Source organism: Pelosinus sp. IPA-1, assembly GCF_030269905.1.
Taxonomy (GTDB): Bacteria; Bacillota; Negativicutes; order DSM-13327; family DSM-13327; genus Pelosinus.
In genome coordinates this window covers 573,926-586,676 of sequence record NZ_BSVC01000001.1, presented here as the reverse complement: position 1 = coordinate 586,676, position 12,751 = coordinate 573,926, and the positions used below count along the sequence as shown (strand labels likewise).

At 34.5% G+C, this 12,751-nt stretch carries 13 protein-coding genes; 2 read left to right on the top strand and 11 right to left on the bottom strand.

Annotated features, from left to right (window positions below):
* Window positions 1-63: 63 nt before the first annotated feature.
* From QSJ81_RS02625 to QSJ81_RS02595, 7 genes are all read right to left on the bottom strand, one after another.
* Window positions 64-1,005: an SRPBCC family protein gene (locus QSJ81_RS02625; RefSeq protein ID WP_285715856.1), complete on the bottom strand. Its 942-nt coding sequence runs from the start codon at window positions 1,003-1,005 to the stop codon at window positions 64-66.
* A 73-nt stretch (window positions 1,006-1,078) separates the two neighbouring features.
* Window positions 1,079-1,918 carry a cyclase family protein gene (locus QSJ81_RS02620; RefSeq protein ID WP_285715855.1) on the bottom strand — a complete coding sequence of 280 codons (840 nt, stop codon included), beginning with the start codon at window positions 1,916-1,918 and terminating at the stop codon, window positions 1,079-1,081.
* 19 nt (window positions 1,919-1,937) lie between these two features.
* Window positions 1,938-3,179: a beta-ketoacyl-[acyl-carrier-protein] synthase family protein gene (locus QSJ81_RS02615; protein WP_285715854.1), complete on the bottom strand. Its 1,242-nt coding sequence runs from the start codon at window positions 3,177-3,179 to the stop codon at window positions 1,938-1,940.
* A 2-nt stretch (window positions 3,180-3,181) separates the two neighbouring features.
* Entirely contained in the window at window positions 3,182-4,480 is a 1,299-nt protein-coding gene (locus QSJ81_RS02610) for a beta-ketoacyl-[acyl-carrier-protein] synthase family protein (RefSeq protein WP_285715853.1), read from the bottom strand.
* A gap of 32 nt (window positions 4,481-4,512) precedes the next feature.
* Window positions 4,513-4,749 carry an acyl carrier protein gene (locus QSJ81_RS02605; protein ID WP_285715852.1) on the bottom strand — a complete coding sequence of 79 codons (237 nt, stop codon included), beginning with the start codon at window positions 4,747-4,749 and terminating at the stop codon, window positions 4,513-4,515.
* Window positions 4,750-4,824: 75 nt separating this feature from the next.
* Window positions 4,825-5,745, bottom strand: coding sequence for an ACP S-malonyltransferase (fabD, locus tag QSJ81_RS02600; RefSeq protein ID WP_285715851.1), 921 nt, complete (start codon window positions 5,743-5,745; stop codon window positions 4,825-4,827).
* 571 nt (window positions 5,746-6,316) lie between these two features.
* Complete coding sequence (locus QSJ81_RS02595) at window positions 6,317-6,952, bottom strand: TetR/AcrR family transcriptional regulator (protein ID WP_285715850.1); 636 nt, start codon at window positions 6,950-6,952, stop codon at window positions 6,317-6,319.
* 205 nt (window positions 6,953-7,157) lie between these two features.
* Between QSJ81_RS02595 and QSJ81_RS02590 the strand changes: the two genes are divergently transcribed.
* The gene (locus QSJ81_RS02590; RefSeq protein ID WP_285715849.1) at window positions 7,158-8,231 is read left to right on the top strand and encodes an alpha/beta hydrolase family protein; all 1,074 of its coding nucleotides are present in this window, start codon (window positions 7,158-7,160) and stop codon (window positions 8,229-8,231) included.
* 93 nt (window positions 8,232-8,324) lie between these two features.
* On the top strand, window positions 8,325-9,401 hold the full coding sequence (locus tag QSJ81_RS02585) for an alpha/beta hydrolase family protein (protein ID WP_285715848.1): 1,077 nt from the start codon (window positions 8,325-8,327) through the stop codon (window positions 9,399-9,401).
* 139 nt (window positions 9,402-9,540) lie between these two features.
* On the opposite strand, the gene QSJ81_RS02580 is transcribed toward QSJ81_RS02585, so the two are convergent.
* The 4 genes from QSJ81_RS02580 to QSJ81_RS02565 all read right to left on the bottom strand — a co-directional run bounded on the left by QSJ81_RS02580 (window position 9,541) and on the right by QSJ81_RS02565 (window position 12,735).
* Complete coding sequence (locus QSJ81_RS02580; protein ID WP_285715847.1) at window positions 9,541-10,230, bottom strand: 4'-phosphopantetheinyl transferase family protein; 690 nt, start codon at window positions 10,228-10,230, stop codon at window positions 9,541-9,543.
* A gap of 136 nt (window positions 10,231-10,366) precedes the next feature.
* On the bottom strand, window positions 10,367-11,134 hold the full coding sequence (locus tag QSJ81_RS02575; RefSeq protein ID WP_285715846.1) for an EFR1 family ferrodoxin: 768 nt from the start codon (window positions 11,132-11,134) through the stop codon (window positions 10,367-10,369).
* A 116-nt stretch (window positions 11,135-11,250) separates the two neighbouring features.
* Complete coding sequence (locus tag QSJ81_RS02570; RefSeq protein WP_285715845.1) at window positions 11,251-11,550, bottom strand: ArsR/SmtB family transcription factor; 300 nt, start codon at window positions 11,548-11,550, stop codon at window positions 11,251-11,253.
* Between the two features lie 309 nt (window positions 11,551-11,859).
* Window positions 11,860-12,735 (bottom strand): class I SAM-dependent methyltransferase, encoded by an 876-nt coding sequence (locus QSJ81_RS02565; RefSeq protein WP_285715844.1) that lies wholly within the window; start codon window positions 12,733-12,735, stop codon window positions 11,860-11,862.
* Window positions 12,736-12,751 lie beyond the last annotated feature (16 nt).

Here is a 12,751-nt window from a genome sequence, read left to right as displayed (position 1 = left end):
CCCCCTTCAGTAATTTTTTTAGATAAACTAAACATAAAACTTATAAAAGATTCATTTTCTTTTCTAATTAAAATAAGATTTTATCGTTTGCATAGTTGCCATACTATTTTTTGTAATTGCCTGCGTAACTCTATGTAAAGCCTTTTCTAACTCTATTTCTCCCCATACATTCCTAACCCCATCTTCACATAACGTAATGCTATGCCATGCCTCAAGATGTATTCCTGATTCAGTATTCGTAATAACCCATTTACCTGCATGTTGTTTTAGTACCATCGGCGGTGATGGCTGGAAATATTCAATCAGAGTATTGGCGTGACCATGCCTTATAGATCGCATAACTTCCAATTTTCCTTCTGGGTTTACAACCGTCATCTCAAACTCTTGATTACAACCATCTTCATAAAGCACTGTAATTTTTTCACAATGAGGTAAAATATTCGGCCAGTCTTTAATGTTATATAATAGGTTGAACACTTGCTCTGCGGTCGCATGAATATCAATTTCCGCCGTAAATTTCGCCTCCAAATTTCGCAAGCCATCATTTTCTAGTAGTTTTTTAATGGCCCCTAACTCTTGTTTGGTATTACTGTCAATTGACTTGTGCATAAACTGTAAAGCATCCTCTTTATTTTGAACATTATTGATCAAGTTTTCCACATTATCCTTCACTTCAAAAGTGTGCTGCAATGACAATAATACCCCTCTATTTAACTTAAATACATGCCATATACCTTGCATATACTTTACAAGCGGACCGGGAGTTGATTGATGAAATTCAATTCTGTAGTTCTTCGGATATAGAATTCGTTCTGATTGCCAAGTAAACTCTTCTTCATTGGATTTCGCTGTTATTTCAATTACTTGTTGATTTCCATTTTCAGTGATAATTTTGGCTTTTTTGCAGGGGGGAAAATATTCCGGCCATTTTAATACATTCGCACACACATTATATACTTTTTCTATCTCGGTATCGATTTCTATTGAATGCATAGTAACTTCCATATTCTTATACCTCCAGCATTTTTTATTTCTCACCTTTCCCTTATCGCCTAAAACCTCGCAGCTTTGCGCGCTATCATTCTATAACTACTGCCCTACACCAAGCTGCATCACTGTCACTTAGTTTAATAGGAAAACAACACACCCGAAATTCACTAGTTTTTTTTATTTTATTTAAATTTGTTAAGCGTTCAATATGGCAGTACTCTTTCTTTCTTCCTAGGAAATGAGCAGGCCACAAGTATTTTTTTTCTTTTTTCAGCATATATTTTTGTATCATCTTATGAAAAGGAGGATCGAAGCCAAAACTATCGATGCCTATAATTTTGACTCCACAATCAACTAAATACTCGGTTGCTTCTAAACTAACGCCTCTAAAAGTTGTAAAATATTGAGGTGTTCCAATATATCTATCACCCCCGGTTTTTAATAAAACAATATCAAAGGGCTTTATCTGGTAATTAATCTCCGCTAATTTTTCAATAACTTCTTCTTTTGAAATAGGTTCAGTTAGGTCTAAAGACTCTAAATCCAATAAAACACCATTCCCAAAACACCATTCTAAAGGAATATCTGTTATTGATTTTGCGTTCTCCCCATCTTTGTTTATATCGCCAAAATGATACGGAGCATCTAAATGAGTACCTGTATGCGTAGTTAGTTCATATGTGTATAAGGAAAGCCCCTTTTCCTCAGGAAAATCCTTATGGCTTAAACCGTAGCCGCATTTATGTTTTATAAATTCGATTATCTTTAAGAAAATGTTTGATCCCTTCATAGAAATCAAAGTTTTTCCTAATAAATCAGCGCCTTCCTTATGATCAATTATTTTTCTTTTTACCGGACTTGGCTCCCAGCCTTTTACATCAATAGCAACACTTATATCAATAATGTTACACTTACTATTCGAATTCATATGATTCTCTTTTCTATTTTTACTTTTCAACTGATCCAATTACTAAACTAGCACATATCCCACCATTCCCTCGTCCATTAACTATTACATTGTTAATAGCTAAATTTTTTATGGTTTTATTGACAATATTTAAATCAAATATTGGGTCTACCTCTTTACTATTAATAGTCGGTAAAACTGTATTTTTTTCTATACACATAGTTGCCCAAAATGCATCTAAAGCTCCAGCAGCTCCATACAAATTACCAATCATACTTTTAGGGCTAGTGATAGGAATTTTGGAATATACATTATTCATACTTTTCTTTATTGCTTGATACTCATATAAATCACCCTGTTTGGTTCCTAATCCATCCGCTATAATTAGATCAATATCATACTCCGTTAATTCCGCGTCATCTAATGCCTCAGAAATGGTATCGTCAAGACCCAATTCATCAGTGGATAAGAAATTCGGATGGCAAGCCCCATTGATATCACTAAAGCCTTTTATTTCTCCATAAATTTTTGCATTTCTCTTTTTCGCATGCTCATATTCTTCTAATAATAAAATAGCTGCTCCTTCTCCTGGAACCCAACCATTTCTACTCTTGTCAAAAGGTTGATAAATACCATTCTCAGAAATTCTATGAGCAGGTTCTTCGACACCTTCTGCACAAATTGCTGCAAATGTATAGGGGGTTAGCAAAGCCTCGGTAGCTCCAGCTAAAATCATATCTGCTCTTCCTTGCGAAATAGCTCTTGCTCCATAACCTATAGCTGTTAATCCACTGGCTCTACCAGAATCAATCGTTTTACTATGTCCTTTTAGTTTATATTTAATTGTGATCTCACCTTGAGGAGCCGCCGGGAAATATGTTGTTCCTACAAAAGGACTAAATTCATTGACACCCTTTGTATGTAATAGCCTTAACTCAGGATCAATATAGGCCCATCCACCAAAACAATTACCAATATATGTACCAATCCTATTTCTATCGACATTTTCTAAATCAATTTTACTATCCTTTATTGCCAGATCACTTGCAGCTATCGCATATTTAGTGAAAATGTCAAGCTTATGAGCCTGTCTTGGCGATATAAAATCATTCTCATTAAAGTTTCTAATTTCCCCAGCCATTTTGACAGTAAATTTTTCGGTATCAAATTTAGTAATTTTTGCTACACAATTTCTTCCTTCTATTGAATTATTCCATACCTCATCTTTTCCAATTCCATTAGGTGCTACAACACCTAGACCCGTTATAACAACTCTTCTCATGTTCATTTCCCCCCTCCGAAAAAGGATTCTATGCCGATTACTAAAGAACTATGTATTCCAGAAAAACCGCTGGCATCTTTTAAAATTAGTTTTAAATTATCTTTTTTTATACTTTTGTTTGGTACATAATTTAAGTCACATCTACTATCAGGATGTTCATAATTTATTGTTGGATGAATCTCTTTGTGAACCAATGATTGGACACAAGCGACAATTTCCATTGCGCTTGCAGCAGACAATGCATGTCCATTCATTGATTTCAAAGAACTAACAGGTATTTCATATGCTCTATTACCTAATACTGCTTTATAAGCAGCCGTTCCATTTACATCATTTTGCGGTGTTGAACTACCATGAGAATTAATATAATCAATTTCAGCTGGCGATACGCCAGCATCTTCTATCGCTATTTCTAAAGCCCTTTTTAAATCATCTCCATCCGGAAGCAATTCTGTCATATGATAAGCATTCGATGTTGAACCATAGCCATATATTTCAGCTAAAATAGTAGCGCCTCTCTTTAAAGCATGTTCTCTCTCTTCTAATACAAGCATTCCGCACCCTTCACCTAAAACAAAACCATCACGTTCTTTATCAAAAGGTCGCGACGCTTTTTCTGGCGTATCATTTCTTTTGGATGATACAGCCCCTAGAACATCAAAGCATGCAAGTGTCAGAGGAACAATGGGTGCTTCCGTAGCTCCTGTAATCATAACATCTGAATATCCGCCCCTGATCATATCAAAGCTAAAGCCTATTGCATCTAATCCACCCGCACATCCCGTCGGTATCGTTGCACCTGGTCCTCTAAAATTAAATTCTGCTGCAACTTCCAGAGAGGCAGTACTAAATGTAAACGCTTGATATAGAGCCTTACTTAACCAAGGTACGTTTATAGGTGCAGTGCATCTTTCGGTTTGTTTTAAAAATTCCTCTTCCATTGTAATGATACCTGTTATCGCATTAGCAATACTGACACCAGCTCTTCTGCGATTGATTTCATTCACATTAAGCTTAGAATCTTTTATGGCCATTTTAGCTGCCGCTATAGCAAATTGAACAAACCTGTCTAATCTCACTATTTGGTTTTCTGTTAAATTAAATTCACGTGGTTCAAAATGATCAACCACAGCACATATTTGAGATTTAAATTGATCTACTGGAAATCTATCAATTTTTTTTACACCTGATTTCCCATTAATACAATTTTTCCAGAATTCATTCTTCCCAATGCCAATCGGAGAAATAACTCCTAGACCAGTCACTACTACTCGTCGTTTTTCATCTATATTACTTTTCATAATAATCTCCTTTCCTCCTTATATTTAACGACTTAGGATGCCATTTTATTTTCTCTAATACGGCAAAGTAATTTTTCAATTGTATCTGCTTCTTTTATTTCACTGACCTCTAATGTGCACTCAAAGCTTTTAACTAAATCACGGCATAGCTTGACCATTTCAATGGAATCAACCCCTATTTCATTCGATAAAGATGTTGTAGCCCCAATCTCACTACTTGGGATGCTTAAAGACTTGGCGATTACCTCAATTATTTGTTTTTGTTCCATTATTACTCACTTTCCTCTCTTTTTTATACTTAACTTTATATACACTAAACTGAACTTTTATTACGACCAAATTCTTTAGGAACAACATTTAGAATGCTTGTATGCATTTTTTAAAAATGGATCCTCTTTAGTAATAACTAATGGCTTCTCATCAATTTGTATTTTCTGAACCAACCCCGTTAGAACTCGTCCAGGTCCAACCTCTTCAAATTCCATTTTGCCAAGACTTAGCAAATATTTAATACTTTCTGTCCACCGAACAGGATGTGTAATCTGCTGAAGTAAATTAGCCCCGATTTCTGCTTGCTGATATGGTCTCGCATGAACATTTGAAATCACTGGAATCATCAATTCTGAAAACCGAAATGAATTGATATAAGCATCAAATTTCCTTTTTGCCGCCTCCATATAACGAGAATGAAAAGCTCCGCTTGTTTTTAAACGAATGAACAATTTCACACCTTTCGTTCTTTCAAATATGGGTTCTGCACGATCGATATCGGTTTGTAAACCAGAAATTACGATTTGAGATGGAGAATTATAATTTGCAATATCTATATCCTGCAAATTATTTTCTTCCAAAACAGTAATAATTTCTTCTTCTTTTAATCCAATAACGGCAGCCATACCTCCGCCCATAGCATGACTCATTAATTCACCTCGCTTTTGCACTAATTTTAATCCTATCGCAAATTCAAATGCTCCAGCGACAAGTAAAGCATTATATTCGCCTAAACTGTGTCCTGCAACATAATCTGGCTTTTTCCCCGAATCTTTAATTTTTTTTAAGTAACTTAATGCATTAACCACGTATAAAGCGGGCTGAGTATATTGAGTTTGTGCTAATGTAAAGTTAGGGTCTTCTATACAGAGTTTTTTTACTGAATATCCTAAAATGTCATCTGCCTGTGCCGTAATGTGTTTGAATTCATCAAAAAGAGTTTTACCCATTTCTTTAACTTGAGAACCTTGTCCGGGAAAAATATAAGTAAGCATTTATTTCTTGTCCCCTTTACAATTTAATAATAATTCTTTTTTGCGTGAAGAAACGCTAATTTTTTTACATATTATCAAAATTACTATCTAAAACTAAAACCTTCAAAAAGTATTGACAGAATATGTCTCATCGTCTATAATATTGAATAAATGCAATAAGAAATACAAGCATAGACGTACAATATGTACGAATATGTTGTGTTGCACCCTTTAAATCAGAGGATTCCCGCCAAAGAACTTCACTGATTTAAGGGGTGTTATTTTTATTTAAAAAAGTTATGAATGTTACTCTTAAAGCAATGGGATGCTGTAGACAAAATCCCATTGCTTTAAGAGTTTTTTATGCATTGTAAGCCATTTTTATTTTTTGTTAAAAATAATACTGATAACATTTCTTCATTACAGGTTTGAACAGCTAAGACTGTACTTTGATTAAGCCAGAAGCTAAAAATGTGCACGTAATTTCGTTGCCCATCAATTGCTATTCTCGCAAGCACCTCCATCCTTTCTTTTCCAACATTATCCAAAATCAATTGATTGATTTAAATACTACCATCCTCATCTTTTTTTGTCAACTAAATTTTGTAATTTTAAAACCCCTTAATTTGTCTAAATCTTCAAACAATTGAACCCCTTCTCTGGTTAGATATGGTACCAATGTTTTGCAAGAAACCTCCAGTATTTCTAAGTGGTCGAAACATTTATCTTTTGACATTGAGTAATCCAAATGCCAAAAACAAGCTAAATAAAGAAGTGTAAATGCAAGGTTATCATAGATGCCCTCATCAAAAGTATCTACTACTATTCCATTTTTTCTAAAGTTAGCAAAACTGCATTTATAATAATTAAATATAACTTGACGCACGTTTTGCTGTGTCTCATATATTTGCGGTATATCCCTTGCGATTTCAAGCATGTTGGAAAAATAAAATTTTTCCTCCCTTTGCAAATTATATAACATCTCCATTACTTCATAATATTCAGCTAGGGTGCTTGCACCATTCTGTGGTATTGAAGTAAAAAGTCTCATTTTATTATGATCGATTACCGCTTCTACGATTTGAGCTTTCCTCGGAAAATGATAGGTCATATTGCCTATCGAAATGCCTAGTGTATTTGATATATCTCGCATACTTACAGATTTATATCCCTTTTCGTTAAATAGTGTTAATGCAGTTTCAATAATTTGCTGTCTGGTATCGGTCATCTTTCCACCTTCTAAGCTACAAATTTTTTCTCAAATTTACTATACCAAAATATAAACTGTTTTTCCACTATTTAGACTACCTCATGCCAATAATGAGTCTTTTTTATCTCAAAAAATAGATCAAACACCTATTGACAATATATGGTTATCATGTTACCTTGAGATTAGTACACTGTACTAATCTTAAATGAAAGGATAAAATTTTATGACAGAGATCAGAAAAACACCTCTAGCTCAAACCTTCAATAGGATGATGTCTCGTGGACTAGATCACACAGACTATACCAAGCTGGTTAGGAGAGTTGAAAATGGCGAAGATCATGTGAAGGTATGCGAGGAACTAGGAGACAAATCCCATTCTTATGCTGAAGAAGCACTGAAAAAGGGACATAACGACACGGCAAGAATCTTTTTCATGAAAGCAGCTGCACTGTATCGGATTGGTGAATATGATCTTACTTATATTACAGATGAGAAACTTAGGATATATAACAAAATTTTAAGGAGTTTTTCTAAGGGCATTCAACTATATGACCATATGACAGTTGAAAAAGTAGAACTACCTTATAAAAATTCTAAAATGAGCGGCTGGATAATTATCCCGAAGAAGGCACCTAAAGACGTTCCTGTTATCGTCGTCACGGGGGGACTTACAGGATTCAAAGAAGAAGCAAATGCAATGGCGATGGCTTTGGCAAATAGAGGGTTTGCGATCTTACTCATGGATGGACCTGGACAAGGGGAATCGTTGTATTTCAATAAATGTTATCTGGAAATAGATTATCAAGAAGCACATAATGTAATGTTTGATTATATATTAAGCCGAAATGATGTAGGCAATAAAATTGGAATATATGGCATGAGTTTTGGCGGCTATCTCGTCACTCGTACAGCAGGTTTTTTACCACATAAATTAGCAGCTTGTGTAAGTCTTGGCGGTGCATATGAGGTAGCAGAATGCCTAAATTTTGCGCCAAATTGGCTAAACAAATTTGCTGTTAGATTCGGAAAAGATGAGGCTTATGTAAAAAACAATCTGTTGGACAAGCTAAACTTGAAAGGAATCGCCGAAAAAATAACTTGTCCTCTTCTTATTCTTCATAATGACCCAGACCCTATTTTTAGCGTTGAGGGTGCTAAAAAGACATATTCAGAAGCTGCGTCCAAAGATAAAACAATCAAAATTTTTTCTCAATATGATCACTGTGCTCATACAGATGCCACTGAAGTAAGTACATTCATAGTAGATTGGTTTACAGACAGACTTTTTAAATCATGAAGTCACGACCTATGTACAAATTAAGTTTTAGATTTTGACATACAAGTGTATTTATGTGTCACATCCTAATTATTAAAAAAGGGAGAGATATCTATGACAGAAATTAGAAAAACACCCCGAGCCCAATCCTTTAATAGAATGATGGCCCACGGACTTGACCACACGGACTATACAAAGATGATCAAGAGGATTGCCAATGGAGAGGATCACGTAAACGTATGCGAGGAACTTGGGGACAAATCCTTTGCTTATGCTGAGGAAGAATTAAAAAAGGGACATAAAGATGCTGCGAGAATCTTTTTCATGAAAGCTGTAGCACTTTACAGGATTGGTGAATATGATCTTACTTATCTCACGGAAGAAAAACTTAGAATCTACAAGAAGATTTTAGATGGTTTTTCTAAGGGTATTCAACTTTATAACAACATGACAGTTGAAAGGGTAGAACTACCTTATAAAAACTCAATAATGTGCGGATGGATGTTTATCCCGAATCATGCACCCAAAGATGTGCCTGTAATTATAGTTATGGGCGGACTTACAGGCTTTAAAGAAGAAGCAAATTCAATGGCTATGGTTCTTGTAGACAGAGGATTCGCGGTCCTCCTTATTGATGGGCCCGGTCAGGGAGAATCCTTGTATTTTCATAAATGCTATTTAGAAGTAGACCATCAAGACGCACATAACATAATGATTGACTACATAATAAACCGAAGTGATGTAGGAAACAAAGTCGGAATTTATGGAATCAGTTTCGGTGGATATCTTGTTGCACGGACAGCAGGCTATTTGTCATATAAATTAGCAGCTTGCGTAAGCCGCGGCGGAGGATATGAAGTAAAAGACTGCCTAGTGATTCCAAATTATTTAGAAAAATTTACAATGAGATTTGGAAAAGATAAAAAAGATAAAGACTTTGTAGAAACTAATTTAATAGAGAAGATGAGTTTAAAAGGAATTGCTGATAAAATTACCTGCCCTCTTTTGATTATTCATAACGATGAAGATCCTACCTTCAATGTTGAGCTTGTCAAAAAAACATTTGCTGAAGCTGCATCTACAGACAAAACATTCAAACTATTTTCAGATCGCGACCATTGTGCGAATACAGATGATACTGAAGCACGCACGTATGTAGTCGATTGGCTGGCAGATCGACTTTTAGCATAAAAACAATCCATCCGTGCTTAATTAAAGAAAGGCACCTATAGACTAAATAGGTTTTGTATATAGTCTATAGGTGCCTTTTATCTCCCTTTTTCGCAGTCTTTCTATTGCCAGGGGGATGTTAATTTGAACAAAAACATTATTAACTTTGAATATATCCGTCACTGCTTATAGGAGGCAACTTCATATAGGTGAATATATATTTATCAATAATCCTGCACCCAACTTCAAACATGTAACCTTTCTCATAATCTCCACCTGCACTTTTAAGTAACCTGCCTGAAAAACTACCAAACTCTTCGTTCCAAAATAATTCAGCATCTGAATAATTAAGAGCTACATTCGCAATAGGGAAAAACGCTTTATACGCACTTTCTTTTGCTGAAAAGATCATAAGCAATCTTTCACTCTTCTGCATTGGATTTTGATTTACCCATGCTTCTTCCCTAAAAGTGCAGACTTCCTTTACAATATCTTCTGATATTTTTCTGTTTATTAATTCTAGGTCTACGCCTATCCCCGCCGTTCTATCCTTAAATGCAGTGACAGCAATTGCGACGCCATCTGAATGACTAATAGCCCCAACTACTCCCTTTGGCCATAAAGGTTCACTATTAACACCTTTATGGACAGGAATTTTATATATATTGATTTGACTTAAAGCACTGCGGGCAGCTGCTCTACCTAAGTAAAACTCAACCTTACGTTTTTGTACGGCTTTAGCACTAATAATTTTTACTTCTTCAGGGTATAGTTTTATTTCATCATAGTCAGAAAATGATTTAACAGAAAATCCAAAATCGTTTCCAAATGGTGATAATATATCAATCACTTCTGTATACTCCTTACTATTTGATCCTTCAATATAATATTTCCTCATCAATATTATTTGTGCTATATAACTTTTTCTTTATTTCTTCGACAAAGGGATAACGTTTCCTGTATTGCCAAGATGCTATGAGTACTATTCAAGAATTGCTCTGATTATTCGCATCAATGATTTCTTTTAGTTTCACATTCCGATTCATGAATCTAGTATTGCTGCGCTCAATTTTTAGATGTATTGCAGTTTGTGGGCAGTGGTGAATGCACGCAAAGCACCCTTCGCATTTATGCAAATACTCAGGTTTTCTATCCACTTTAATATTACTTATAGGGCAAACCTTTTCACATACTTTACAGCCATTACAATTATCTCGAACAATAAACTGCTTATCCCCAGCATCTTGATTAAGTTTATTGATTAATTTAGAGCCACCTTTAGATAAAACATTCGACACAAATCCTTTTCTTACGAACTGTTTTTGTCTGCTTTTAATATCTTTTACTATTTGCTCTAGTTTTTCTTCCGTTTTTTTCGTGTCTTCTTTTTTTAACTGCTCCTCTATCTTAAATATAGGAAGATAATTATCAACCATTAGAACCTCATTTGTGTAATTGAATTGAATGCCTGCCTGATTCCCGATTTTCTCCATATACCCCAATCCGGATGCTGCCTTATTACCATACGTCATAATTGCAAAAAAGTAATTGGCCTTAAACTTTGACTTCTTGATAAAATTTAGTACCATCCGCGGGGGGGCAAAGCCATAACAGGGGAATACAAAGCCAATTGCTTCATCGACAAACTCATTCGTTCCTTCCTTTACCATTTGAGGAATTGAACATAACTCTCCACCAATTCTTTTGGCAACGTACAAACTGTTCCCTGTAGCTGTAAAATAAAATATTTTCATTTCTTATTTTCCCTTATCTTTCTATTACTTATTTTGATTTTTACGTGCAGAAACAATTTCATTTTTTAACACTTTTGCAATAATCGAAGTGTATTTCAAATTCATTATAGCTATTACTATAATGAATTTTGCAGGGCTAACATCTTGCTTACTTCAGTAACTAGTTGCTCATTTACCCTACATACTAAAAACTTTCCCCTTTTTTCAGTAAAAATTAGTTCTGCATTTACTAATTCTTTGATATGATGTGAAATTGTCGGCGCACCAATATTCAAACAAACCATGATATCTGCAATACAACATTCCCCACCCGTTTCAAAACTCGCTTCATGAGCCTCGGCAATTTTCAAATACAATTCTAATCGATTCTCATTTGAAAGAGCTTTAAATATTTTTGCCATTTTTTTTGTATCCATTTTTGCAACTCCTAGTTTATTTGTATCAAAGTTCGATAAGTCTCGAATTGAGTTTATCTTACATTGACGTTCTTGTCAATTCAATCATTAATGATTATTCCCCCATATCGCTATGTTACCAAGTGAGTTAATGGTCGAATTGACAATCAAATGGTGCACAGTGCACGTTCTTACGTAGTGTGTCCTTAAACTAGCCTGATACCCGACTGAATTTACACTTTTTCAGGCATTGCTCTGTTTTAAGACAAGAAAAATAATTCCTTCACTTCTCTAATTATGAGGCGAAAAAGCACATTTTCTCTAAACAATTTACTTTTTTGCCATTACCACCCTAAATTTTTGGGCTATCAGGTCAAAGTCATCTTTGTTAAAATATCTTTTTGCTAATCTAGCTGAGTCTAATTCATCTATTACATATAAATTATATTTTGCTAGAAAATCCTGAATATATCCGTCAATCATAAAACTAGGTTTCTCACCAGCTTTAGCAAGAACTTGATAATGCTTTTTAATTTTGGGATCGTTATAGGTATTTTCTCGCCTAACCATCGAGGCTGAAACATAATCAAATACAATCAGGCTATTTTCTCCGGAATATTTATTAACTAGATTAAAAATATTATCGATAGATTCTTGATTAAGATACATTGTTAATCCTTCTAATAAAAAAAGACATTTTTTATTTTTGTCAAAACCAATTTCATCTAACTTTTTAGCCAACGACTCTTTCTTGAAATCAATAGAGATAAATTTTAGATTTTCTGGAATCTCAATATTTTTCCCCCTGATTCTATCTATTTTAATTTGCTGAGTTATCGGAGCATCAAGCTCAAATATTTTTGTCTTAGCTAATTTATTTTTAAAGCGAATAGCACGGGAATCAAATCCAGCTCCAAATATCAATACTTGTTCAATACTATCATCAATGCTTTCAAAAATACTATCAATAAATTTTGTCCTAGCAATTAGATATTCGCAATTTCCCGGAGCTTTTAAAAACATTTTTTTTAATAGTACCCTGTAAAATCCATATTTAGTTAGCAAATTAAGAAAGGAAGGTACAATAATAGGAGCAATATGATCATTGGTTTTATAATTTACGTCTTTTTCATAATAAGATATCGCCCGGACTAAACACGTCCCCTGTGCAGTTATGGATACTTTGCCTTCAATTCTGCTTTTCATAATATCCCTCCCCCAT

Coding starts and splice junctions, on each gene's coding strand:
- QSJ81_RS02615 (WP_285715854.1), bottom strand. CDS start 3,179: ATGAGAAGAGTTGTTATAACGGGTCTAGGTGTTGTAGCACCTAATGGA.
- QSJ81_RS02595 (WP_285715850.1), bottom strand. CDS start 6,952: ATGACCGATACCAGACAGCAAATTATTGAAACTGCATTAACACTATTT.
- QSJ81_RS02590 (WP_285715849.1), top strand. CDS start 7,158: ATGACAGAGATCAGAAAAACACCTCTAGCTCAAACCTTCAATAGGATG.
- QSJ81_RS02620 (WP_285715855.1), bottom strand. CDS start 1,918: ATGAATTCGAATAGTAAGTGTAACATTATTGATATAAGTGTTGCTATT.
- QSJ81_RS02605 (WP_285715852.1), bottom strand. CDS start 4,749: ATGGAACAAAAACAAATAATTGAGGTAATCGCCAAGTCTTTAAGCATC.
- QSJ81_RS02565 (WP_285715844.1), bottom strand. CDS start 12,735: ATGAAAAGCAGAATTGAAGGCAAAGTATCCATAACTGCACAGGGGACG.
- QSJ81_RS02610 (WP_285715853.1), bottom strand. CDS start 4,480: ATGAAAAGTAATATAGATGAAAAACGACGAGTAGTAGTGACTGGTCTA.
- QSJ81_RS02585 (WP_285715848.1), top strand. CDS start 8,325: ATGACAGAAATTAGAAAAACACCCCGAGCCCAATCCTTTAATAGAATG.
- QSJ81_RS02570 (WP_285715845.1), bottom strand. CDS start 11,550: ATGGATACAAAAAAAATGGCAAAAATATTTAAAGCTCTTTCAAATGAG.
- fabD (WP_285715851.1), bottom strand. CDS start 5,745: ATGCTTACTTATATTTTTCCCGGACAAGGTTCTCAAGTTAAAGAAATG.
- QSJ81_RS02575 (WP_285715846.1), bottom strand. CDS start 11,134: ATGAAAATATTTTATTTTACAGCTACAGGGAACAGTTTGTACGTTGCC.
- QSJ81_RS02625 (WP_285715856.1), bottom strand. CDS start 1,005: ATGGAAGTTACTATGCATTCAATAGAAATCGATACCGAGATAGAAAAA.